This is a genomic window from Pseudomonas sp. NPDC089752 (assembly GCF_044748725.1).
GTDB lineage: Bacteria > Pseudomonadota > Gammaproteobacteria > Pseudomonadales > Pseudomonadaceae > Aquipseudomonas.
Window position 1 is genome coordinate 326,838 of the sequence record NZ_JBIVGP010000001.1, and the last position, 23,033, is coordinate 349,870.

Sequence of the window (23,033 nt, forward strand, 5' to 3'; positions counted from 1 at the left end):
ATGCAAGTATGCATGCAATAATTTGGAGGGTGCACAATTTGATTTCCGCATGCCATGAAAGTGGCTAGTCAGGCTCGGTTGTCATTCATGCCAATGTCCCTGCGGCCAGGCTGCTGCAAGGTGAAGAGAGAAGTGTGGATATAGCTGACGCGACGCTGCGGCCCATGATTTTTGTGATCGGGGGCCGCATCTTTTGCGCGTTGCGGCGCTCAGCCGACCGACATGCGGGCAGTAAGGTTCTGTTGCATGTAGTCCAGGAAGCGACGCTGGAACAACATGGTATGTTCATGAGCCGCGGCCTCGGCGGCGTCGGCATCCCGGGCTGCGATTGCCTCGATCATTTCGTCATGGTCGCGGCCCAGGCGGTGAGCGCTTGCAGAGCTGACGACGTGATCAAAGTGCAGATGCAGGAGTCGTTGCCCTTCACCGAGAAGGCGCTCGTAGTAAGTGATGAAATAGGGGTTGCGACCTGCATGAGCGATCGCCATATGGAAGGCTTTGTTCAGCTCCGACATGGCTTGGAAATCGCCTGTGGTCACTGCCTTCAAGTAGGCCGCATCCGCATCTCGGATTGCTTGAAGATCTTCAGGCCGGTGCTGGGTCGCCGCGAGGCGAGTGACAGCTCGCTGGATCAGGTCGAGAGCGGAAACATAGTTCGGGAATTCTTCGATCTCGAACGGTGTAACCAGCGTCGTACGGTTGGGCAGAATGACAACCAAGCCTTCAGTGATCAGCCGCGCCAACGCATCACGTACGGGAGAGCGGGAGAGCCCAAATTGGGCGGCTAGGGATACTTCATCTAGCTGAACACCAGGCTTGAGCTTGAGCGTCAGAATTTGCTTACGAAGCTCTTCATAAATGTACCGTCCACTGTGCCGACGAGGGCCGCTTTCGGTGTCGTTATCTTTTGCCATCATCAGGTCTCGGTTGGTCCGCCCGGTATCATACAGGTCAGACCTTGATATTTTCAGTCTCTGCTGACTTTGCGTCCCCCTAGCATGGGGGAGGGAGTATTAAGCGTCAAACAGTGGCCATCCATGTAGCTGAAGAGTAAATCCATTGGGGAGTGGGCGCCCCGATCAACACCTGTCTGATGCAGGTTATTGGCTTTTCAATTTCAAATTAAGCAGCTGTGCTCGGTTTAACCCGAGCACAGGTAAACAATGGGTCACTGACTCAAGCCGACTCCCCACGTATCACTCAGCATGAAGCCCCCCGCGAGTGGGTCCTCAGGATCGACCCCCAGCTGTTGCAGGCCGTAAATCCACGCCCGACCGGTCACCCGTGGTAAAACCGCAGGCTTGCCGGCTACCTCGGCATGGCCCAGCAGGGCGACCTGGAACTGGCCGCCAATGGTCGATTGGGAAACCAGATGATCGCCTGGCTGTACCAATCCACGTGCTGCCAGGGTGGCGAGATTAGCCGAGCTACCGGTGCCGCAGGGCGATCGATCAACCCGCCCTGGTGGCAGCGTGGTGCAGGTTTGATAGGTGCGATCGTCCAGGCGGTTGCGGAACATCACGTATGCCACTTCGTTTACCGAAGGCAGCAGCGGGTGCTGGATGTTCAACTGACGGTTGATCACGTCCTTCAATGCAACGCCGGCATCGGCCAGGGCGCGGGCATTTTCCGGGGCAATCGAAAGCCCGGTCTGTTCGACGTCAATCAAGGCGTAGTAGACACCGCCAAAGGCCACATCGATGTTGATCGTGCCAAACGCTTCGGTTTCGATGGCCAGGTCCAGGTGCTCGACGAAGGCAGGTACCATGTCCAGCGACACATTCAGGCAACGGCCGTCCGCGCATTGAGCGCGGGCGGTGACCATGCCGGCCGGGGTGTCCAGCACCACGGTGGTTTCCGGTTCCTGCATAGGCACCATGCCCAGTTCGAGCAATGCAGTGACGACGCAGATGCAATTGCTACCGGACATCGGGTGGGCCTTGTCAGCTTGCAGCACGATGAAGCCGGCATGCGCCTCAGGGCGGGTTGGCGGCAGCAGCAGGTTGACCGACATCTGGAGGCAACCACGTGGCTCCAGCGTCACCAGACGGCGCAGGCTGTCGTCGACTTCGTTGATGTAGTTCATCTTGTCGAGCATGGTGGCACCCGGGACGCCAATGACGCCCCCGGTGATGACCTTGCCGATCTCGCCTTCGCAGTGCACTTCAGCCAGCTGAAGCGTCTGTTTCCAACGCATGGCTATACCCTCACTTGATGTACCAGCCCCAAGGCTGTTCGCTGTCGTAGCGGGTGATCTGCTTGGTTTCCAGGTAGTTGTTCAGGCCCCATTCGCCCAGTTCGCGGCCGATGCCACTGGTCTTGTAGCCGCCCCATGGTGCTTCAGTGAACGTCGGTTGCGAGCAATTGATCCAGACGATACCCGCGCGGAACTTACGGGCGACACGCTCGCAGCGCTCCAAGTCTTTGGACATGACCGCTGCACCCAGGCCGAAGCGCGAGTTGTTGGCGGACTTGATAGCTTCTTCCTCGGTGTCAAATGGGCGGATGCACACGACCGGGCCGAAGATCTCCTCGTTCCAGATCCAGCTGTCTTCTGGGACATCAGCGAATACGGTCGGTTGCAGGTAGAAGCCTTTGTCCAGATGCGCTGGACGCTCGCCGCCGCATACAAGGCGGGCGCCTGCCTCCAGCCCGCGAGAGATGGCCTGCAAGGTGCCATCGTACTGGTTACGGTTGACCAGCGGGCCGAGCAGCACGCCTTCTTCCATGCCGTTGCCGATCTTGATCTTGCGAGTTTCCTCGGCCAGGCGCTTGAGCAGCGGCTCATAGGCCGAACGCTCGACCAGCACGCGAGAGGTGGCCGAGCAGACTTCACCTTTGTTCCAGAAGATGCCAAACATGATCCACTCGACGGCCTTCTCGATGTCGCTGTCGGCGAAGATCACGAACGGCGACTTGCCGCCCAGCTCCAGGGTCACATTCTTGATGTCCTGAGCGGCGGCTTGCATGATGCGGCTGCCCACCGGCACGCTGCCGGTGAAGGCCAGTTTGTCCACGCCTGGGTGAGCAGTCAGCGCGGCGCCGACTTTGGAGCCTGGGCCGGTGACAATGTTCAGCACACCGGCGGGCAGGCCGGCTTCGTCGGCGATGCGGGCAAGCTCCAGCGCGGTCAGCGAGGTCTGTTCGGCGGGCTTGAGGATGATGCAGCAGCCAGCCGCCAGGGCAGGGGCGATCTTCCACGAAGCCATCAGCATCGGGAAGTTCCACGGCACGATGGCACCGGCAACGCCGATTGGCTCCTTGCGGGCGATCGAGCTGAAACGGTCGTCGGACAGGCTCACGTCTTTTTCGCGGTTACGATCAAGCTCTTCGGCCAGGATGGCATAAAAGTCGAAACAGCCAGCGGTGTCGCCGATGTCCCACATGGCTTCCGGGAATGGCTTGCCGTTGTCACGTACCTCGATGGTCGCTAATTCCTCTTGCCGGGCACGGATACCGTCGGCGATCTTGCGCAGGTACTCGCCCCGCTCGGCGCCGCTCAGGCGCGGCCATGGGCCTTCATCGAAGGCGGCGCGGGCGGCTTTGACCGCAACATCGATATCTTCGGCGCAGCCGGAGGCCACGGTGGTAATCAGGCTCTCGTCACTGGGATCGAAAGATTCGAAACTGCCACCGTTGATTGGGCTGACCCATTGGCCGTTGATGTAGAACTGGTCGTAGCGGTTCATGCAGTACCTCCGATAAGGGCGAAGCGACGCGCGCTGAATGCGGTCAGACTTTGTGCTGGTGTCCGGTGTGCGACGAGGTCGGCCACCAGGCGGCCGGTGGTGGCGCCTAGCGTCAGGCCGAGCTGGCCGTGGCCGAAGGCCATGATTACGTTGTCAAGGCGGGGGGAGCGGTCGATAACTGGCTTTGTATCTGGCAAGAACGGCCGGTAACCCACACCGAACTCCATTCCCTGGGTATTTAGTTGCGGAAGAACGCGGCGAGCCTTTTCCATGATGATTTCGGCGCGTTTGAAGTTCGGCTCGGCGCCAGGTGCGGCGAACTCGATGGTGCCGCCGATCTGTAAGCCGCGGGTCATTGGGGCAAAGCAGAAGCCGCCGTCGGCGTAGATCACCGAGTGGCGGATTTCCACCTCCGGCTGGGGCAGGACGGCCTGGTAACCGGCAATGCCTGCCAGCGGAATGTTCACCCCGAGGCTGTCGAAGAACGGGCGGGCGCCTGTGCCTGCGGCGACCACCACATGGTCGGCCGGCACGCGAGTGCCGTCGGCCAGGGTTACTCCGCTAGCGCGGTCGTGGTTCTCATCAATCTTCACGGCGCTTTGGCGCAGGCGAGTGCCGCCTTGGTTGATGAAGCTCTCGGTGAGCGCAGCGATGAAGCCTTCGGTGTCGCTGACAGCGCGCCAGTCTGGGAACATCAGGCCATGCTGGAACTTGCCGGCTAATGCCGGCTCTAGGTCGCCGATCGCCGCGCCATCCAGCTCTTCCGATTTGAAGCCCAGCTGCTTGCGCAGCTCCAGGTGGGGACGTTCGTGGGCCAGGCCTGCGGGCGAGTCGAATACTTCAAGGATCGGCCGGTCGCCCAACAAGGTCTTGTCCGGGCAAGCTTCGAGCAACGGGGCGTAATCCTGGTAGACATGCTGGGTCAGGCGGGCCATGTCTTGGGCGATCTCATGGATCTTCGAGGAACGGGCGCAGGCCAGGAAACGCAGGAACCAGGGCAGGATGCCCGGCAGTGCACTTGGGCGCAGGGCCAGGGGGCCTTTCTGGTCCAGTAGCCAACCCGGGATCTTCATCAGAATGCCGGGCTTGGACAATGGAATGACTTCACTGACCGCCATCTGACCGCAACTCCACTTGGCGGTACTGTCGCCCGGTGCGGCGGGGTCGATGAGCGTGACCTTGTGGCCTTCGCGCTGCAAGTACAGCGCGCAGCAGACACCGACGATACCGCCGCCGATGACTACGGCGTTCTGCGATGACGATTGTGGGGTGTTCATGAGTCTGTCTCGTATCAAGAGAGGGTGCGAGGGGGCCGCATAGCGGCCCCGTGGAGCATTACTGCTGAGAAGCTTCGAACACCTTGCGGAACTCGGCTTTTTCGTCGTCGGTCAGCGGCAGCAGCGGGGCACGTGCTGGGCCGACCTTGAAGCCTGCCAGCTCGGCGCCGTACTTGACCTTCTGTACGAACTTGCCGCTTTCCAGGTTGGCCATGGCCGGGAACAGGCTGCGCATGATCTGCTGCGCTCCGCGGATATCACCACCGGTGAACGCCTTGTGGAAGGCAACGACTTTCTCCGGGAAGATGTTGGCCGGGCCGCAGATCCAGCTGTCGGCGCCCCACAGATAGAAGTCCAAAGCCTGGTCGTCGGAACCGCAAGACAGTTGAATGCCTTTGTATTTTTCACCGATTTCGATGGCACGCAACAGGTTGCCGCTGCTTTCCTTGATGCCGATCACGCGCGGGTGCTCGTGCAGCGCGGCGATAACGTCCAGGCCCACTTCGACGTTGGTGCGCACCGGGTAGTTGTAGAGCACTACGTTGATTTCAGGGAAGGTCTCAAGGATGGTGTTGTAGTGGGCCAGCAGCTCTTCCTGGGAAGGCAGCGCGTAGTAAGGCGGGGCGATCAGCAGGTTGGTGTAGCCGGCCTCGACGGTCTGCTTGATCTGCTCCAGCACTTCACGGGTGCACGAGCCGTTGGCACCGGCAATCAGAGTGCCGCGGTCACCGACCACTTCCTTGACAGTTGCCAGCACCTGACGGCGCTCGTCGTTGGCCAGGGCGTAGTATTCACCCGTGGAGCCCAGCGGTACGAAACCGCTCACGCCGGCCTTGAGCTGATGCTCCAGGATGGATGCCAGGGTGTCGTGGTCGACTTTGCCGGCGGCGTCAAAAGGGGTAACCAGGGCGGGCAGGATGCCATTCAGTTTCATGAGTATCTCCAGGTGGTTATTTCAGTTGATCAAGACCGGTCAGGTCGGGTCAGTAGGCGTAGCGGCGCAGCAGGCGCCCTTCAACCACTCCGACCAGTCGGGTCAGCGGGAAGGCTACGAGGAAGTAAATGACTGCCACCGCCGAGAGGAACTCGACCGGGCGGGCAGTGCTGTTGGAAATGTTCTGGCCGACGAACATCAGGTCGGCGACTCCGACGGACGAGATCAGCGCGCTCTCTTTGAACAAACTGACTACGTTCGACAGCAGCGGTGGTACCGCACGTAAGAGGGCCTGGGGGAAGATCACGTAGAGCACCTTGACCTTCGAGGTCAGGCCCAGCGCCGTACAGGCATCGTGCTGTTCGCTGGCGATGGATTTCAGTGCGCCCCGGAACGTCTCGCTGGTGATCGCGCCCATGAACAAGGTCAGGGCGATCAACACCGACACATAAGGTGGGATGTCCAGGCCGAACACCACCGGGAAGCAGAAGAACACCCAGAACAGCTGAATCAGCAGCGGCGTGCCGCGGAAAAACTCTACGTAGAGGGTCAGCGGCAGGCGCAGCAGTGGGGTCTTGACCTGGCGCAGCATGCTGACTACGAAGCCCAGCAGGCTGCCCAGCAGCGCGCAGGCGCCGGTGAACGCCAAGGTCAGCAGCAGGCCTTTGAGCAGCACTGGCCAGTACGCCAGAACAACCGAGAAATCGAGTGGCATGGCTATCTCCTCAGCGCTGGCCGGCCAATTCCTGACGCCGCTCGAACCACTGCACCAGCTGCGCGATCGGCAGCGACAGGGCGAAGTAGATCAAGGCGATCAGGGTGTAGGTTTCCAGTGGGCGATAGGCCTCGGTGGCCAGACTTTTGCCCACATACATCAAGTCAGCTACGGCAACGATGGCGACCAGCGCACTTTGTTGCAGGGTGCCGATGCCATTGGTGATCAGAACGGGCAGGGCGCTGCGCAGGGACTGCGGCAGAATTACGTAAACGGTCCGTTGCCAGCTCTTGAGGCCAAGCGCGATCGATGCGTCCAGGTGCTCGCGCGGCACAGCTTGTACGCCGGCCCGGTAGGCCTCAGCGTTGAAGGCGGTGAGGTTCAGGCCCAGCGCCAGGAAGCCCATGGCGATGGGGTCGATGAACACGTCGAACAACATCGGCACGCAATAAAAGAACCAGACGATCTGCAACAGAGCCGGTGTGCAGCGGAAGAACTCGATGAACAGCTGAGCTGGCCAGCGTACGAAGAACCAGCGGCTCAGAGTCATCAGGCACAGCAGGAAGCCGCAGGTCAGACCGATGAGGTTCGAGACCAGGGCCAGTTCCAGTGTCACCTTGAGCCCGTCCAGCAGCGCCGGCAGGCTGCCGTTCAAGAAATGGAAGTCGAATTGATAGTTCATGGCAGTGCCCTCACTCGAAATGCACGACCTTTTCCAGGAACTCGCGGGTGCGAGCTTCCTTGGGCTGGGTGAAGATCTGTTCGGGATGGCCCTGCTCGACGACTTTGCCATTGGCGCAGAACACCACGCGCGTGGCGATGTGACGGGCGAAGTGCATGTCGTGGGTAACAATGATCATCGCCATCTTCTGCTCGGCCAGCTGCATCATCACGTTCTGCACTTCGATGACCATCTCCGGGTCCAGCGCCGAGGTGACTTCATCGAACAGCATCAGGCGCGGCTCAAGCATCAACGCCCGGGCGATTGCTACGCGCTGCTTCTGGCCACCTGAAAGTTGGCTGGGATATGCGTGCAGCTTGCTTTCCAGGCCCAGGCGGGCGAGGTAGGCGCGGGCTTTTTCGGTGGCCTCGGCTTTGCTCAATCCGTGCACCTTCACTGGGGCCAGGATCAGATTGCCGAGCACCGACAGGTGCGGGAACAGGGTGTAGTGCTGAAACACCATGCCGATCTGCTTGTGCAGGGTTTCGTCGAGTGGCTTGCCGTGTCTGCGGCTGCCGTCGATGTACGGTTTGCCCTGGAACTGGATGCTGCCACCTTGGATGCCCTCTAGGCCCATCAGCACACGCAGCAGTGAGCTTTTGCCGCTGCCGGACGGCCCGATGATCACCAGGCGGTCATCGGCACGCATATCCAAGTTCATGCCGTCCATGACCACCAGCTGTTCGGAATACGCTTTGCGTACACCTTGAAGCTGGATGAAAGAGCCGCCCTGAGCGAAATTCGAGTTGAGCGAAGCCTGTGGCTGTGAAGCCACCAAATGAGGACTGGTCATCAGTGTCGTCTCCGCGAGGGTGCCCTTGGTCAGGCCCCTCGGCATGTCGGCAGGAGTTACTGGGCTTTCTTGCCCGCGAGGATTTCGGCGGACGCTTTGTCCACCAGCCGGTCGATCTCACCGGTCTCGCGGCGCTGGGTCAGGTAGGCATCGAGCTGGGCCATGTCTTCGGGGGGCGTCTGCAAGGCCAGGGCAAAGGACACGCCTTGCTTGGCCAGTGCCGGTACTGGAAGCACTTCATTTGTCCAGTCGTTAGCCAGGGCGAACAGGTGATTGGTGTCGTTGGCGTCGGCAAGAATATCGGCACGTTTGGACATCAGTGCCATACGGGTTTCATCGGACCCTGGAAGGCGCATCAGCGTCGCGTTCTTGATCGCAGCAGAGACTGCCTTGTCCGCGGCGGTGCCGGAGATCACGGCAATCGTCACGCCGGGCTTGTCGTAGTCGGGCAGGTTGTTACCGAGACCTGCAAACTTGGGGTTCTTTTTGTTGACCAGCAACGAGATCTGGTAGTCCGTGGCTGGCACGGAGAAGGCCACCGCTTTGGCACGCTCTGGCGTCTTATTGAGCGCCATTGCCATGTCCCATTTACCACTCTGCAAACCGGCCACCTGGTTATCCCAGCTGGTGTCAACGAACTGTGCCTTCACCTTCAGAACGTTCTCGGCGAAATCGCGGCAAAGGTCGACGAAGTAGCCGCTGTACTGACCTGAAGAGGGATCGCGCATTACGTAGGGTGCCGCTACCGCTGCGCCGCAGCGAAGGACCCCAGCCTTTTGCACGCTCTGCCATGTTTGTTCCTCGGCGTGGGCGGCGGGCTGGATCAGGAGCGTCAGCGCTGTGGTTATGCAAGCGAGGCTGCCACCGACTTTGCTGGAAAAGGACCGTGCCATGTTGAATCTCTCCGGTGATTTGTTCTTGTAGGCAGAAGAGTAAGCGGGCAAATCGTTGTTTTATGTTGAGTGCCGCATTGTGTGCAGCAGTGCATTCAGGCTATTGCGGTTATGCGGAGTGTGTCAACACGCTGGAAATAATTTTTTGGAGCAAAAGCGCCCCCACTCACGTTGTTTTTGTGAGCAGGGGTGTCTTCAGAGGGGAGAATTTTGAGGGGTCAGGCGGAGATATTGCTGAGGTGTAGGGTGTCCAGAAAACGCTCAAGGATGAGGTTTTGTCTGCGTCCTTTGCGCGTGGCAATGGCCAGCTTGGAGTCGAAGTACAGCCTGCTGGGATCCAGGGGCGCCATCAGACCTTTCTCCACCCACGAAGCGGCGTAATGGTCAGGGAGAAATCCGATATAGCTACCCGTCAGTATCAGAAAGGCTATGCCTTCGCGGTCAGTGGCTGAAGCGGCAAAGTTCAGCAACTGGTGCAAGCCGATTGCCTCGGCTGTCATCCTGTAGGTTGGAACGACTGCATCGGCCAACATCAGATCCTCGTCGCTAACGCTGGAGGCCTTGATGAACAATGGATGCTCATGGCTGCAATACAAGTTGGATCGTTCCTCGTAGAGGAGGCTGTAGTCCAATCCTGACAGAGGAGAGATCAGCGGCACGGCCCCCGCGTGCAGGTGCCCATCCAGCAGGCCACGCTCGATTTCTCCAGGGGGGCTCATGCTTAGATTGATCCGCACCCCGCTGCCTTCAGCGCGAACCGCCTTGAGCGCGTGGGTGATGCGCATCTTGGGTTGCGTCACCAAGTTATTCACGATCCCCAGATTGAGGTCGCCCCGCAGATGCTGGTGCATCTGGTTGACTTCGCTGCGGAAGCCTTCGATGGCAACCAGGACCGTTTCACTCGCGCGCAACACTTCGCGCCCTTGGTCCGTCAGTGCGAAGCCGGCTCGGCCGCGCTGACAGAGCCGCATTCCCAGCCGTTTTTCAAGGTCTCCCATGTGCAGGCTGATAGCCGAGCGAGTAATGCCCAGGGCGCTCTCAGCGCCGGAGAAGCTGCCGCACTCGGCGACGGTCTTGAAGACTCGCAAAAGCCTTAAATCAAAATCACTGATCTGCTGTAGCGGTATTTTTTTTGTCATGCGTGAGCAATCCGATAACTGAGCGCAAGAAAATATAGATTTAACGTATGTGAGGTTCCGGCACAAGCTACGCCCATCATCCACGTTCAGGACCACTGTCATGAATCAGGCCTTGCAAGCACCGTTATCTCTGGCCAGTGGTCTCCAGCTCGAATCGCACTGGATGCCTTTTTCGTCGAACCGGAACTTCAAAAAAGACCCGCGTTTCATCGTTGGTGCGAAAGGTAACTGGCTGATCGATGAGCATGGCCGTGAGGTGTTCGATAGTCTCTCTGGGCTTTGGACCTGCGGCGCTGGGCACTCCAGGCAGGAAATCGCCGACGCTGTCGCGAAACAGCTGGTGACCCTGGACTACTCACCGGCATTTCAGTACGGGCATCCCCTCTCGTTCCAGCTCTCCGAGAAAATCGCCAGCCTTGCGCCGGGCAACCTCAATCATGTCTTTTTCACAGGATCGGGGTCCGAGAGTGCCGACACTTCCATCAAGATGGCCCGAGCTTACTGGCGCCTGAAAGGTCAGCCGCAGAAAACCAAGCTGATCGGTCGCGCTCGTGGCTACCACGGAGTCAACGTGGCTGGCACTTCCCTGGGTGGTATCGGTGGCAACCGTAAGATGTTTGGCCAGTTGATGGATGTCGACCATCTGCCGCACACCTTGCAACCGGATCTTGCGTTTACCAAAGGCGCTGCTGAGACCGGTGGAGTCGCGCTCGCCGATGAGCTGTTGAAGTTGATCGAACTGCATGACGCCTCGAACATTGCCGCGGTTATCGTCGAGCCGATGTCGGGGTCGGCAGGGGTGATCGTCCCACCGCAAGGTTACTTGCAGCGCCTTCGCCAGATCTGCGATCAGCACAACATCCTGCTGATTTTCGATGAGGTCATCACCGCTTTCGGTCGCATGGGCACCATGACCGGCGCAGAGTACTTCGGTGTCACACCGGACCTCATGAATGTGGCAAAGCAGATCACCAATGGCGCCATTCCCATGGGCGCGGTGATCGCCTCAAGCGAAATCTACGACACCTTCATGTACCAGGCGTCTCCGGAGTATGCCGTCGAGTTTCTTCACGGGTACACCTATTCGGCACACCCTGTGGCCTGCGCTGCCGGTTTGGCGACGCTGGAGCTGCTTGAGAAAGACAACCTGGTTCAACAGTCCGCGGACCTGGCACCGTATTTCGAGATGGCCATTCATGGTCTGCGTGGGGCAAAGCACATCATCGATATCCGAAATTGCGGATTGGCTGGTGCGCTTCAGATCGCCCCTCGCGATGGCGATGCCGCTATCCGCCCATTCGAAGCAGGCATGGCGCTCTGGCGAGCTGGGTTCTATGTCCGTTTTGGCGGCGACACCCTTCAGTTCGGACCAACGTTCAATACCAAACCCCAGGAACTGGATCGTCTGTTCGATGCTGTGGGGGAAGCCCTCCAAGGCATCAACTGATCAGTCTGCGCACCCGCGCTTGCACCCATACAACAAACAAACAGCTTGGCACCAAGCTTGAGGAAAGAAGATGGCTACTATCAAGCACCTGATTCACGGTGAACACGTCGCTGACGATGCTCGCACCACTGACGTTTTCAACCCGGCCACTGGCCAGGCTATCCACAAGTTGGGCCTGGCGAGCCGCGCCACCGTGCAAAAGGCCATCGACTCGGCCCAAGCCGCCTTCCCGGCCTGGCGCAACACTCCGCCGGCCAAGCGCGCCCAGGTGATGTTCCGCTTCAAGCAGCTGCTGGAGGCGAACGAGCAGCGTATTGCCCAATTGATCAGCGAAGAGCACGGCAAGACCATTGAAGATGCCATTGGTGAACTCAAGCGCGGTATCGAGAACGTCGAATTCGCCAGTGCTGCTCCCGAGATCCTAAAGGGCGAGTACAGCCGCAACGTCGGCCCAAACATCGACGCCTGGAGCGACTTGCAGCCAATCGGCGTTGTAGCCGGCATCACTCCGTTCAACTTCCCAGCCATGGTGCCACTGTGGATGTACCCACTGGCTATTGCCTGCGGTAACTGCTTCATCCTCAAGCCGTCCGAGCGTGACCCAAGCTCGACTCTGCTGATCGCTGAACTGCTGCACGAAGCCGGCCTGCCAAATGGCGTGCTGAACGTGGTGCACGGTGACAAGGAAGCGGTGGACGCACTGATTGAGGCGCCTGAAGTGAAGGCCCTGAGCTTTGTCGGTTCGACCCCGATCGCCGAGTACATCTACGCCGAAGGCACCAAGCGCGGGAAGCGCGTGCAAGCCCTGGGCGGCGCCAAGAACCACGCGGTGCTGATGCCGGACGCTGAGTTGGACAACGCCGTCAGCGCGCTGATGGGCGCCGCCTACGGTTCGTGCGGCGAGCGCTGCATGGCGATCTCCGTGGCCGTGTGTGTAGGTGACCAGGTAGCTGATGCGCTGATCGCCAAGCTGGAGCCTCAGATCAACGCACTGAAAATTGGTGCCGGCACCACCTGCGGCCTTGACATGGGCCCGCTGGTCACCGCTGCTGCGCGCGACAAAGTCGTGGGTTACATCGACGATGGCGTAGCTGCTGGTGCCAAAGTTGTCGTAGACGGTCGAGGCTTCAAGGTGGCTGGTAACGAGGACGGCTATTTCGTTGGCGGTACCTTGTTCGACCGCGTCACCCCGGAGATGCGCATCTACAAAGAAGAAATCTTCGGCCCAGTACTGTGCGTTGTTCGCGTGAACAGCCTTGAAGACGCGATCAAGCTGATCAACGACCACGAGTACGGCAACGGCACCTGCATCTTCACCCGTGACGGCGAATCGGCACGTCTGTTCTGCGACGAGATCGAAGTGGGCATGGTTGGCGTCAACGTACCGCTGCCGGTACCGGTGAGCTACCACAGCTTCGGTGGCTGGAAGCGCTCGCTGTTCGGCGACCTGCACGCTTACGGCCCGGACGGCGTGCGTTTCTATACCCGCAAGAAGGCCATCACCCAGCGCTGGCCGAAGCGCACCAGCCACGAAGCGGCGCAATTCGCGTTCCCCAGCAACAGCTGAGGACGCATGAGTTCGGGTGGCGGCGCTGTCGGCCGTTCTGACGGAGATACGCCGATGGCGCTGTCGCTCAACCTTTAGCAATCACCAGAGAGGGGCCTAATGACCTGTCGGGCCAACCTTCTCACCCTTTGTCAAAAGCCTTGGCTGGAGACCTCGCCGCCACCACGCTGGCGGCTTTTCTTTGGCAGGCTGATCAATTAGAGGTCGCTGTGCATCATGGCAATCACCAACGAATACGTTAAAGGGCTGGATCGCGAATATGTGTTCCACTCGTGGTCGACGCAAGGTTTACTCAACCCCCTGGTGATCGCAGGCGGGGAGGGGTGCACGGTATGGGACCACGACGGCAAGCGCTACCTGGACTTCTCCAGCCAGCTGGTAAACACCAACCTGGGTCATCAGCACCCCGCAGTCATCAAAGCGGTCCAGGAACAGGCCTCCACGTTGATGACGGTGGCCCCTGCGACCGCCAACCTTGCCCGGGGGGAAGCGGCTAAGCGCATTATCGAGCAAGCGCCGAAGGGCTTCAAAAAGGTGTTCTTCACCAACGGCGGCGCCGACGCCAATGAAAACGCCATGCGCATGGCCCGGCTCTTCACCGGGCGCGACAAGGTGTTGTCCGCCTACCGCTCCTACCATGGCAATACCGGGTCGGCGATCGTCGCTACTGGTGACCCTCGCCGCGTGCCGAATGAATATGCCCGTGGCCATGTTCACTTCTTCACCCCTTACCTGTATCGCAGCGAGTTCAGCGCGCAGACCGAGGCCGAAGAGACCGCGCGTGCACTGCGTCACTTGCGTCGTGTGATCGAGGCAGAAGGTTCGAATTCGATTGCAGCGATTCTGCTGGAAAGCCTGCCTGGCACTGCCGGTATCTTGATGCCGTCTGCCGAATACATGCAGGGTGTTCGAGCGCTGGCGACCGAGTTCGGCATCATGCTGATCCTTGACGAGGTGATGTCGGGCTTCGGCAGGACCGGCAAGTGGTTCGCCCTGGAGCACTATGGTGTAGTGCCTGATCTGATCACCTTCGCCAAGGGCGTCAACTCGGGCTACGTCCCTGTGGGCGGTGTCGTGATCTCGGAGCAGATCTCCAGCTACTTCGATACCCACTTCTTCCCAGGCGGCCTGACGTACTCCGGCCACCCGCTGGCCATGGCCTCGATCGTTGCGTCCATTGACGCCATGCGCGAGGAACAGGTGGTCGAGAACGCCTTGGACATCGGCACCAACGTATTGGGCCCGCGCCTGCGCGAGTTGCAGCAGCGTCACCCCTTGATCGGCGAAGTCCGCGGTGCCGGCGTATTCTGGGCACTTGAACTTGTCAGCGACCAACAAAGCCGTGCCCCACTGGCCGCCGACAAGATGCAGGCAATCAAGGCCAAATTGTTGGAGCAGGGTCTGCTGCCGTTCGTGGTGGAGAACCGCATTCACGTGGTGCCACCATGCATTGTCAGCGCGGATGAAATTGCGGCCGGTGTTGCCATCCTCGATGAGGTGCTTGGTTCGATTCTGGGCTGAGGTTGCAAATTGAAGGGCGTGGTCAGTGATCACGCTCAAGCCGCCTTTGCTGGCGGCTTTTTTGTGGGCGTTGAACTAGCCGGCATCCGTGCCGGCATGAACCCATGGGTCGTAGCGGCGGTCACTGAATTATCGAAGTCACTCTTGGAGTAAGGTTATGTCTAAACGGTATGCATGTGTCTTAGCAGTATTAACTGTGTTGGGATTAGCCGGATGTGACAAGGCCCAGCAGGCTCAGGAGCATCGGGAGCAGGCTAAGGAAAAGATGGCCGAAGCGAGGGAGAAGATGAATGAGGCCGCCGAAGAAAATGCTAAAGCTACCAAAGATCAGGCGGCTGCTGACCGTACTAGAGTGAAGGAGGCTGGTGGGCCGCCCCCTCAAAATCCACCGCTGGTCCCAGCGGAACCAACGGTCACTCCAGATGAATTAAAGAAGCAGTAAAACTTCCCCGCTCCTACCTGACCGAAATCTCGGTAGGGGCGGGGTTGGTGATGGTTAGGCTGGCAGAGGAATATCGGATTGGATAGGCAGACGGTCAACATTCGCTTCAATTGCTAGGAACAGCCAGGTCTCGATTACTGAGTCCGGGTTCAGCGACACGCTTTCGATGCCTTGCTCCATCAGCCAATTGGCCAGGTCCGGGTGGTCCGACGGGCCTTGGCCACAGATGCCGATGTACTTGCCGGCCTTGTTGCAGGCAGCGATGGCATTGGCCAGCAGCTTCTTGACCGCCGGGTTACGCTCGTCGAACAGGTGGGCGATGATCCCGGAGTCGCGGTCCAGGCCCAAGGTCAGCTGGGTCAGGTCGTTGGAACCGATCGAGAAGCCGTCGAAGTATTCGAGGAACTCTTCGGCGAGGATGGCGTTGGATGGCAGCTCGCACATCATGATCACGCGCAGGCCGTTGTCGCCACGGGCCAGACCGTTTTCGGCGAGCAGGTCGATGACCTGGCTGGCTTCGCCCAGGGTGCGCACGAACGGCACCATGATCTCGACGTTGGTCAGGCCCATCTCGTTGCGCACACGCTTGAGCGCGCGGCATTCCAGCTCGAAGCAGTCACGGAACGACTCGCTGATGTAGCGCGAGGCGCCACGGAAGCCCAGCATCGGGTTTTCTTCTTCCGGCTCGTACAGCTTGCCGCCGATCAGGTTGGCGTATTCGTTGGACTTGAAGTCCGACAGGCGCACGATGACCTTTTTCGGGTAGACGGCTGCCGCCAGGGTGCTGATGCCCTCGACCAGCTTCTCGACGTAGAACCCGACCGGGTCGTTGTAGCCGGCGATGCGCTTGTCGACGCTTTCCTTCAGCTCGGCTGGCAGGCCGGCATAGTTCAGCAGCGCCTTGGGGTGCACGCCGATCATGCGGTTGATGATGAATTCCAGACGTGCCAGGCCGACACCGGCGTTGGGCAGCTGGGCGAAGTCGAAGGCGCGGTCGGGGTTGCCGACGTTCATCATGATCTTGAACGGCAGCTCCGGCATGGCATCGACCGAGTTCTGCTTGACGTCGAAGCCCAGCTCGCCTTCGAAGATGAAACCGGTGTCGCCTTCGGCGCAGGACACGGTCACGCCCTGGCCATCCTTCAGCACCTGGGTGGCGTTGCCGCAACCCACGACCGCCGGGATGCCCAGCTCACGGGCGATGATCGCCGCGTGGCAAGTACGCCCGCCGCGGTTGGTGACGATGGCGCTGGCGCGCTTCATCACCGGTTCCCAGTCCGGGTCGGTCATGTCGGAGACCAGTACGTCGCCCGGCTGCACCTTGTCCATTTCGGACACATCTTTGATCACGCGGACCTTGCCGGCGCCGATGCGCTGGCCGATCGCACGGCCCTCGACCAGCACGGTACCCTTCTCTTTGAGCAGGTAGCGTTCCATGACATTGGCGCTGGAACGGCTCTTCACGGTCTCAGGGCGGGCCTGGACGATGTACAGCTTGCCGTCGTCACCGTCCTTGGCCCATTCGATGTCCATCGGGCGCTGGTAGTGCCGCTCGATGATCATCGCCTGCTTGGCCAGCTCGCTGACCTCGGCATCGCTGAGGCAGAAGCGCGCGCGCTCGGCGCGGTCGACTTCGACGGTCTTGACCGAACGACCGGCCTTAGCCTCGTCGCCGTAGACCATCTTGATCGCCTTGCTGCCCAGGTTGCGGCGCAGGATGGCCGGGCGGCCAGCCGCCAGGGTTTGTTTGTGTACGTAGAATTCGTCAGGGTTGACCGCCCCCTGCACCACGGTTTCACCCAGGCCGTAGGCGCCGGTGATGAACACCACGTCGCGGAAGCCCGACTCGGTATCGAGGGTGAACATCACGCCGGCGGTGCCGGTTTCCGAACGGACCATGCGCTGCACGCCAGCGGACAGGGCCACCAGCTTGTGGTCGAAGCCCTGGTGCACGCGGTAAGCGATGGCACGGTCGTTGAACAGCGAGGCGAACACTTCCTTGGCCGCGCGGATCACGTTGTCGACGCCGCGGATGTTGAGGAAGGTTTCCTGCTGGCCGGCGAACGAGGCGTCCGGCAGGTCTTCGGCGGTGGCCGAGGAGCGCACTGCCACGGCCATATTCGGGTTGCCCTTGGACATTTCGGCGAAGGCGGTACGGATTTCCGCGTCCAGGCGGACCGGGAATTCGGCCTCCATGACCCACTGACGGATCTGCGCGCCGGTCTTGGCCAGGGCGTTGACGTCGTCCACGTCCAGGGCATCGAGGGCGGCGTGAATCTCCTCGTTCAGGCCACTTTGTTCAAGGAAATCACGGTACGCCTGAGCCGTAGTGGCAAAGCCACCCGGCACCGACACGCCAGCACCGGCAAGGTTGCTGATCATCTCGCCCAGGGATGCGTTCTTGCCCCCCACATGCTCCACATCGTGAACGCCGAGCTTATCGAGGGAAACTACATACTCAACCACGTTTGACTCTCCGGTAATTGTTGCGGGTACAGATGCAGCATCAGGATTTTTGAAGGTCATTCAGGCAGTGGGGCCCGTACCTTCGAGTGCTGAGTGGATTGGTGGGAAGTCTTGCGTGAGTTCATCAGGCCCAGGCAGATGATCACGATTGCCAATAGCCCGGTCGCGGTAATCTCAGGGCGATACGCAGGAATGAAGAACATGCTGATCAACGCGCCGCTGATGAACACGATCACCAACCAGGTCAACCATGGGAACAGCCACATGCGGAAGTCCAGAGTCTTGCCGGCACTCAGCATCTTTTTACGCAGGCACAATTGGGAAACAGCAATCACGAGATAGACCAGCAATGCCACTGCACCCGAAGTCGAAAGCAGGAACTTGAACACGTTCTCAGGTGCGAAGTAGTTGATAAAGGTCGCCACCACGCCGAGAACAGTGGTACTGGCCACGGCAGCAAACGGCACCTTCGACTGGTTCACGCGCTTCAGGAAGCGTGGGGCATCGCCGCGCTGTGCCAGCGAGTAGAGCATCCGCGACCCGGTGTACACTTGGGAGTTCATGCAGCTGGCAACGGCCAGCAGAACCACGACGTCGATGATCAGCTTGGCATTAGGAATACGCATGATTTCCAGCGCACGTTGGAAGGATCCCACTTCCGGCAGGCGAGGGTCGTTCCAAGGGACAATGGACAGGATCATCACGATGGAGAGAAGGTAGAAGACGCAGATCCGCCACACTACTGAATTGGTTGCGCGAGTGATCTGTCGAGCTGGATTCTTCGACTCGGCGGCGGCGATGGTAACCACCTCGGCGCCGATGAAGCTAAACATGGTAGTCAGCATCGCCCCGACGATTGCGGCCAGGCCATTAGGCGCGAACCCACCATGCAGCGCCATCAGTTGCCCCATACCGCTGACTTCGCGTTCCGGCAACAGCCCCATGAGCGCCGCGCAGCACAGGGCAATGAAGCCAATGATGGCGATGATTTTCAACAGTCCGAACCAGAACTCGAACTCGCCGTAACGAGCGACACTGAAGAAGTTGGAGCAAGTCAGGACCAGGATGAGCGCGGAGGCAATCACCCAGGTGTCCAATGCGGGTAACCAAGCGTTGATGATGTTCGCCGCTGCGATTGCTTCCAGTGGAATTGCCAGCACCCAGAACCACCAGTACAGCCAGCCGATGCTGAATCCGGCCCAAGGTCCGATTGCGCGGTCAGCGTAGGTGGAAAAAGATCCTGTATCTGGGGAGGCAACCGCCATTTCACCCAGCATCCGCATCACCAATACGACTAATGCCCCCGTGAAAATGTAAGCCAGGAGTGCAGCAGGGCCCGCTTTGGCGATTGCATGGCCGGAGAAAACAAAAAGGCCGGCACCGATCACTCCGGCTATGGACAGCATGGTGACGTGACGCTGCTTCAAGCCGGGTGCAAGTGATGTGTTGGACATGGTTAGACTCAGTAATTGTTTTTGGAACGTTCTAATCCGGAAGTCGCGAGAGCCCAGTACTGAGCAATGCCTCAGCACTGGGTCTTTTCAGTCGCGCTGCCCTTAGAAGGGCGATTCGGTGCTCAGCGAAAGCTCAGCAGGATCATGGCCAAGCAGCTCGCATAGCGCCTCAACGATGATCTGGTGATCCTGTCGATCTGGTAGGCCGGAAACGGTGACAGAGCCGATTACTCCGGTGCCTCGCACAATGATTGGGAATCCTCCCCCCACGCTGGCGTAATCAGCTGGAGACAAGAAATAACGCTGAGTGATGTCTTGGTTATCGAGTGCCAGTTGATAGCGAAGTCGATAGGAGCTGCGCAGAAAACGCTGCACGGTGTTGCTCTTTCGTCTGACCCAATCCTGGTTGTCCGCCGTCATCCCTGTGCGGGCAGCGAAAAAGAGTGGGCGGTCAAAGCGACGTATGTCGATTACCAGCGGCCACGACTGAGCTGCCGCCTGTTGGTATAGAAAGGTGCCAAGCTCCCACGCACGCTCTTCGTCGAAGCTTGGAAATTGAAGGGTTTCTTCCTGGCGAATCAGCACTGCCAGCTCGTCTTTCAAACTCATATCAATCTCCCTCTAACTGGCCTGATGTCAGCCAGCGCTCTACCGATCTCTACAGCATGTACCCGATCAATTGGTGAGTTAAATCCATATTTTCTTACGTATAGGTATCGAATTTCTGCCCTATGCATTGCATCTATGAGCAATTTTCGGCCCCTCGTCAGCAGCTTCAAGAGGATCGTTGAACGGATGCCTTAGGCTCTTGACAGCTTCTAGCATAATTTTTATTTTGAGTGCAGTCATGCACACAAAATCGCATGCAAAAACGTGTCGTACCTTCCTGCCAAAAAAACAATGATTTTCAGTGAGGTTCAAAATGTCCCGTTCCGTGTCCGCTCCCCTGAAGGCAATCTTTGTCGCTGTCAGCATGTGCAGCGCGCTAATCGCTCAATCAGCCCAAGCTGCCGAGACCTCCCTCTGGCAGGACGTTCAGAAAGCCGGTGTACTACGTTGCGGCGCAGCGGTGGCGGCGCCTTACGTCATGCGTGACGCCAAGAGCGGTGACTACAGCGGATATTTTGTGGACCTGTGCCGCGACTTCGGCGAGAAAGTGCTCAAGGTCAAGGTCACATTCGTTGATACGAACTGGGATAACCTTGTGGCTGGGCTTCAAAGCAGCAAATGGGACCTGGCCATGGCGCTGAACCAGACGCCGGAGCGCGCTCTGGCGGTCGCCTTCACGGTGCCTGCAACTGACTATCAGGTGTCGTTGCTGGTGAACAAGGCGAACCCCAAGCTGGCGGATGTAAAGGACGACATCGCTACGTTGGACAAGCCAGAGATCACATTCGCGGTGATGTCGGGAACCGCACAGGACAAGGCAATTACGTCGGTAATCCGCAACGGCAAAATCATGCGTTTGCCGGGGATGGATGAAGCTCGCCTGGCCGTCATGTCCAAGCGTGCAGATGTCCTGGTTGATGCAAGCGATACCAACCATCTCTTCGCACTCGCCAACCCAGACTGGACACGGGAGATCCTCCCAAAACCAGCCTTGGCCAAACAAGGCGTTTCCTTCGGCGTGCGCCGTGACATTTCTCCCGCTGACCTAGAGGTGCTCAACATTTACCTGCGTCAGCGTCGTGATACGGGCGAGATCCAACAGTTGGTCGATAAGGCCTCTACAGAGGCAAACGCCGCCAAATAATTTTATCGAAAGCCGCTGGTTCGTTCACGACCTAGCGGCTTTCTATCAACCTCGACAAAGGAAGGTGAGCACTCATGAGTGACGCGATACGACCCTTGGGTGGGCAGACTGTGCTAGTAACCGGGGCCTCTGGTGGCATCGGTGCTGCCATTGTTGAGCGACTGGCAGCTGAAGGTGCCCGGCCTGTAATTCACTACAGTCGTGATGAAAAAGGTGCACTGGATCTCTTGAGCCGAATCGGTGGCAATGGCTGGGTTGTTCAGGGGGATCTAAGCGATGAATCCGGTCCTGAACGGCTCTGGCAAGCAGCTCTGGATGTGTGTGGTGGCAGAATTCACGGGTTGGTCAACAATGCGGGTATCCGCACTGAGATACCTCTCGATGCACCGTCTTCGAAGTGGCGCGAAGCTTGGCGGCGTGAGTTTCAGGTCAATTTCTTCGCTGCTGCGGATCTGTGCCGTGAAGCTGTTGCGCATTACCGTGCCAATGGTGGGGGGCGTATTATCAATATGGCTAGCCGGGCGGCCCAGCGCGGTTATGCCGCTGACGCACTTCCATATGGTTCAAGCAAGGCAGCGTTAATCAACCTGACCAAATCTCTTGCTCGCAGCGTTGCCGGCGATGGTGTCGTGGCGGTGGCGATTGCTCCAGGGTGGGTGCGCACGGACATGGCTGAGCAGTTCATAGCCCAGCATGGGGAGGCTGCGGCAGTTTCCGATATTCCCGTTGGCCGGATGGCCAGCCCAGCTGAGATTGCGGAGCTGGTGGCCTTTACGCTGCGCCCATCCCAAGCCTCTCTGAATGGCGCCACGCTTGATGTAAATGGCGGAAGTTACATTCGTTAGGCTGGCGCACTTAACATCACTTATTGTGAAGGGGTAGCAAGTCTGGAAATGGCTGCTACCCGCTTTGAATTTTGCGAAGGCTGATGCCCTTCCCCCAGTACGTTTTTATTTCATAGTCTGATGTAATTGATCCGAGAATTTTTCGGAGATAATTGATCTGAACTTCAATAATTTTAGTGCCTGGATCAAAGTCGTATCCCCAAACGTCCTTTAAGATTTTTGTCCTACTGACTATGCATTCGGCGTTCATCGCAAGTAAGTGCATAAGCTTGAAAGGAGTTGGTTTTAAAGGGCGCAATGCCCCTTTGCAGTAGATCTCATTTCTAAGCACGTTTAAGCCCAGGTTTGCGTCACCTGTTAGCTCTACATTAGCAGCTTGGGGGATGGGGTTCAGGCAGTAGCTCACGATGAAACCATGCAGCATCAAAGGAATGTGAGTGGATTCTATTTGTGTGCAGTGCTGAGTGCAACGTACCGATTGGTTAGTTTTTGATCATGGGGGCCTGGATTTCGGCAGAAAGGGATCTGGCGTGGTTCCCCTGAGGGCACGGAGTCGAAGACATGGGCGTCACGCTCCACATCGATCGTTCTCTGTGGTCAGAGAACCATTCCCGAGCTGGAGTACAAATGTACTCATCAGTCTGCATGATGACGTTCAATTGAACCGGCGCGGCCGAAGGGAGCCAGAGCCTCCAGCATTGAGTAGCGTTTGAATGGGCCTGGAGGCTGCTATGCGGTAACCTTCCGGCGAACACACCTTCCGAAATGGGTGTAAATGGGTGTGAAAACGGATGTCCTGTTGTTCAAAAGCATCAGATGTAAGCGTCCGCCCAACTCACTTTGCGTAAGTCAGGCAGACACCCGCTGATGCGGCAGCAACTGCCCGATCTCACTGGCCCGTTGGGTTGGCAACCGCGTCAGCACATCCTTGAGATAGGCATACGGATCATGCCCATTCATGCGTGCCGACTGGATCAAACTCATGATGGCCGCAGCCCGCTTACCGCTGCGAAGCGATCCAGCAAATAACCAGTTCGAGCACCCGAGTGCCTATGGCCGTACCTGGTTTTCGACCTAGTTCGGCCATGCAGCCTATTTGAGTGATGCCTTGTTTGAAACCGGTTTTGTAGCCAGCGAAGTCGTCGCAGACCAGCTTGCGTTCCAGTCGCCTAGGAAGTTGCGCGCATGTTCGCCAGCACGGCTTGGGCTGAAGTCGTAAACCACCGCGTTGAGCGCCGAAATGGCGTCGTGCTGTAGGCCCAGACATAAGCCCGGTGGATTTTCTTCTCGCCGGACGCCCTTATCTACCTCACAGGTGCCAATCCGCCTATTGCCCATGATCACCTAGGCTACGTGAAACCCTATCCATAGGTGCCG

General features: G+C 58.9%; 20 protein-coding genes and 1 pseudogene. 6 read left to right on the plus strand and 15 right to left on the minus strand.

The features are described from left to right. Positions 1-209 precede the first annotated feature (209 nt). From ACIPZF_RS01455 to ACIPZF_RS01500, 10 genes are all read right to left on the minus strand, one after another. Positions 210-914, minus strand: coding sequence for a GntR family transcriptional regulator (locus tag ACIPZF_RS01455; protein ID WP_258230054.1), 705 nt, complete (start codon positions 912-914; stop codon positions 210-212). 254 nt (positions 915-1,168) lie between these two features. Next, complete coding sequence (locus ACIPZF_RS01460) at positions 1,169-2,197, minus strand: proline racemase family protein (RefSeq protein WP_400794533.1); 1,029 nt, start codon at positions 2,195-2,197, stop codon at positions 1,169-1,171. Positions 2,198-2,207: 10 nt separating this feature from the next. Continuing rightward, entirely contained in the window at positions 2,208-3,689 is a 1,482-nt protein-coding gene (locus ACIPZF_RS01465; protein ID WP_400794535.1) for an aldehyde dehydrogenase family protein, read from the minus strand. Further along, a complete protein-coding gene (locus tag ACIPZF_RS01470; protein WP_400794537.1) occupies positions 3,686-4,966 on the minus strand; it encodes an NAD(P)/FAD-dependent oxidoreductase in 1,281 nt (426 codons plus the stop codon). The genes ACIPZF_RS01465 and ACIPZF_RS01470 overlap by 4 nt, the downstream gene beginning before the upstream one ends. A 58-nt stretch (positions 4,967-5,024) precedes the next feature. Beyond that, a complete protein-coding gene (locus ACIPZF_RS01475) occupies positions 5,025-5,900 on the minus strand; it encodes a dihydrodipicolinate synthase family protein (RefSeq protein ID WP_400794539.1) in 876 nt (291 codons plus the stop codon). 49 nt (positions 5,901-5,949) lie between these two features. Then, positions 5,950-6,615, minus strand: a complete 666-nt coding sequence (locus tag ACIPZF_RS01480) for an amino acid ABC transporter permease (protein ID WP_100851659.1) — start codon at positions 6,613-6,615, stop codon at positions 5,950-5,952. A gap of 10 nt (positions 6,616-6,625) precedes the next feature. Beyond that, entirely contained in the window at positions 6,626-7,297 is a 672-nt protein-coding gene (locus ACIPZF_RS01485; protein WP_108079184.1) for an amino acid ABC transporter permease, read from the minus strand. Between the two features lie 10 nt (positions 7,298-7,307). Beyond that, entirely contained in the window at positions 7,308-8,129 is an 822-nt protein-coding gene (locus tag ACIPZF_RS01490; RefSeq protein ID WP_400794542.1) for an amino acid ABC transporter ATP-binding protein, read from the minus strand. A 56-nt stretch (positions 8,130-8,185) separates the two neighbouring features. Further along, positions 8,186-9,022 (minus strand): substrate-binding periplasmic protein, encoded by an 837-nt coding sequence (locus tag ACIPZF_RS01495; protein ID WP_400794544.1) that lies wholly within the window; start codon positions 9,020-9,022, stop codon positions 8,186-8,188. 218 nt (positions 9,023-9,240) lie between these two features. Then, positions 9,241-10,161 carry a LysR family transcriptional regulator gene (locus ACIPZF_RS01500; protein ID WP_400794545.1) on the minus strand — a complete coding sequence of 307 codons (921 nt, stop codon included), beginning with the start codon at positions 10,159-10,161 and terminating at the stop codon, positions 9,241-9,243. Between the two features lie 100 nt (positions 10,162-10,261). Between ACIPZF_RS01500 and ACIPZF_RS01505 the strand changes: the two genes are divergently transcribed. The 4 genes from ACIPZF_RS01505 to ACIPZF_RS01520 all read left to right on the plus strand — a co-directional run bounded on the left by ACIPZF_RS01505 (position 10,262) and on the right by ACIPZF_RS01520 (position 15,138). Continuing rightward, complete coding sequence (locus ACIPZF_RS01505; RefSeq protein WP_400794547.1) at positions 10,262-11,608, plus strand: aspartate aminotransferase family protein; 1,347 nt, start codon at positions 10,262-10,264, stop codon at positions 11,606-11,608. A 70-nt stretch (positions 11,609-11,678) separates the two neighbouring features. Beyond that, positions 11,679-13,175 (plus strand): CoA-acylating methylmalonate-semialdehyde dehydrogenase, encoded by a 1,497-nt coding sequence (locus ACIPZF_RS01510; protein ID WP_400794549.1) that lies wholly within the window; start codon positions 11,679-11,681, stop codon positions 13,173-13,175. 216 nt (positions 13,176-13,391) lie between these two features. Next, complete coding sequence (locus tag ACIPZF_RS01515) at positions 13,392-14,696, plus strand: aspartate aminotransferase family protein (protein ID WP_400794551.1); 1,305 nt, start codon at positions 13,392-13,394, stop codon at positions 14,694-14,696. 157 nt (positions 14,697-14,853) lie between these two features. After that, entirely contained in the window at positions 14,854-15,138 is a 285-nt protein-coding gene (locus ACIPZF_RS01520; RefSeq protein ID WP_400794553.1) for a hypothetical protein, read from the plus strand. A gap of 54 nt (positions 15,139-15,192) precedes the next feature. On the opposite strand, the gene ppsA is transcribed toward ACIPZF_RS01520, so the two are convergent. From ppsA to ACIPZF_RS01535, 3 genes are all read right to left on the minus strand, one after another. Then, positions 15,193-17,604 (minus strand): phosphoenolpyruvate synthase, encoded by a 2,412-nt coding sequence (gene ppsA / locus ACIPZF_RS01525; RefSeq protein WP_400794555.1) that lies wholly within the window; start codon positions 17,602-17,604, stop codon positions 15,193-15,195. Between the two features lie 56 nt (positions 17,605-17,660). Further along, the gene (gene gabP / locus ACIPZF_RS01530; RefSeq protein WP_400794557.1) at positions 17,661-19,058 is read right to left on the minus strand and encodes a GABA permease; all 1,398 of its coding nucleotides are present in this window, start codon (positions 19,056-19,058) and stop codon (positions 17,661-17,663) included. A 102-nt stretch (positions 19,059-19,160) separates the two neighbouring features. Then, complete coding sequence (locus tag ACIPZF_RS01535; protein ID WP_400794559.1) at positions 19,161-19,667, minus strand: heme-degrading domain-containing protein; 507 nt, start codon at positions 19,665-19,667, stop codon at positions 19,161-19,163. A gap of 313 nt (positions 19,668-19,980) precedes the next feature. Here ACIPZF_RS01535 and ACIPZF_RS01540 point away from each other — a divergent pair, with 313 nt between their 5' ends. Next, positions 19,981-20,811 carry a transporter substrate-binding domain-containing protein gene (locus tag ACIPZF_RS01540; protein WP_400794560.1) on the plus strand — a complete coding sequence of 277 codons (831 nt, stop codon included), beginning with the start codon at positions 19,981-19,983 and terminating at the stop codon, positions 20,809-20,811. A gap of 74 nt (positions 20,812-20,885) precedes the next feature. After that, positions 20,886-21,656 (plus strand): SDR family NAD(P)-dependent oxidoreductase, encoded by a 771-nt coding sequence (locus ACIPZF_RS01545; RefSeq protein ID WP_400794562.1) that lies wholly within the window; start codon positions 20,886-20,888, stop codon positions 21,654-21,656. Between the two features lie 55 nt (positions 21,657-21,711). On the opposite strand, the gene ACIPZF_RS01550 is transcribed toward ACIPZF_RS01545, so the two are convergent. Both ACIPZF_RS01550 and ACIPZF_RS01555 read right to left on the minus strand, forming a co-directional pair. Continuing rightward, positions 21,712-22,062, minus strand: a complete 351-nt coding sequence (locus ACIPZF_RS01550; protein ID WP_400794564.1) for a winged helix-turn-helix domain-containing protein — start codon at positions 22,060-22,062, stop codon at positions 21,712-21,714. 443 nt (positions 22,063-22,505) lie between these two features. Further along, positions 22,506-22,954: pseudogene (locus ACIPZF_RS01555) on the minus strand (transposase); the annotation flags it as partial. Positions 22,955-23,033: the final 79 nt, after the last annotated feature.

Bases quoted from the DNA above. Each gene is read 5' to 3' on its own strand.
- ACIPZF_RS01455 (WP_258230054.1), bottom strand. From the start codon at position 914: ATGGCAAAAGATAACGACACCGAAAGCGGCCCTCGTCGGCACAGTGGA.
- ACIPZF_RS01460 (WP_400794533.1), bottom strand. From the start codon at position 2,197: ATGCGTTGGAAACAGACGCTTCAGCTGGCTGAAGTGCACTGCGAAGGC.
- ACIPZF_RS01465 (WP_400794535.1), bottom strand. From the start codon at position 3,689: ATGAACCGCTACGACCAGTTCTACATCAACGGCCAATGGGTCAGCCCA.
- ACIPZF_RS01470 (WP_400794537.1), bottom strand. From the start codon at position 4,966: ATGAACACCCCACAATCGTCATCGCAGAACGCCGTAGTCATCGGCGGC.
- ACIPZF_RS01475 (WP_400794539.1), bottom strand. From the start codon at position 5,900: ATGAAACTGAATGGCATCCTGCCCGCCCTGGTTACCCCTTTTGACGCC.
- ACIPZF_RS01480 (WP_100851659.1), bottom strand. From the start codon at position 6,615: ATGCCACTCGATTTCTCGGTTGTTCTGGCGTACTGGCCAGTGCTGCTC.
- ACIPZF_RS01485 (WP_108079184.1), bottom strand. From the start codon at position 7,297: ATGAACTATCAATTCGACTTCCATTTCTTGAACGGCAGCCTGCCGGCG.
- ACIPZF_RS01490 (WP_400794542.1), bottom strand. From the start codon at position 8,129: ATGACCAGTCCTCATTTGGTGGCTTCACAGCCACAGGCTTCGCTCAAC.
- ACIPZF_RS01495 (WP_400794544.1), bottom strand. From the start codon at position 9,022: ATGGCACGGTCCTTTTCCAGCAAAGTCGGTGGCAGCCTCGCTTGCATA.
- ACIPZF_RS01500 (WP_400794545.1), bottom strand. From the start codon at position 10,161: ATGACAAAAAAAATACCGCTACAGCAGATCAGTGATTTTGATTTAAGG.
- ACIPZF_RS01505 (WP_400794547.1), top strand. From the start codon at position 10,262: ATGAATCAGGCCTTGCAAGCACCGTTATCTCTGGCCAGTGGTCTCCAG.
- ACIPZF_RS01510 (WP_400794549.1), top strand. From the start codon at position 11,679: ATGGCTACTATCAAGCACCTGATTCACGGTGAACACGTCGCTGACGAT.
- ACIPZF_RS01515 (WP_400794551.1), top strand. From the start codon at position 13,392: ATGGCAATCACCAACGAATACGTTAAAGGGCTGGATCGCGAATATGTG.
- ACIPZF_RS01520 (WP_400794553.1), top strand. From the start codon at position 14,854: ATGTCTAAACGGTATGCATGTGTCTTAGCAGTATTAACTGTGTTGGGA.
- gabP (WP_400794557.1), bottom strand. From the start codon at position 19,058: ATGTCCAACACATCACTTGCACCCGGCTTGAAGCAGCGTCACGTCACC.
- ACIPZF_RS01535 (WP_400794559.1), bottom strand. From the start codon at position 19,667: ATGAGTTTGAAAGACGAGCTGGCAGTGCTGATTCGCCAGGAAGAAACC.
- ACIPZF_RS01540 (WP_400794560.1), top strand. From the start codon at position 19,981: ATGTCCCGTTCCGTGTCCGCTCCCCTGAAGGCAATCTTTGTCGCTGTC.
- ACIPZF_RS01545 (WP_400794562.1), top strand. From the start codon at position 20,886: ATGAGTGACGCGATACGACCCTTGGGTGGGCAGACTGTGCTAGTAACC.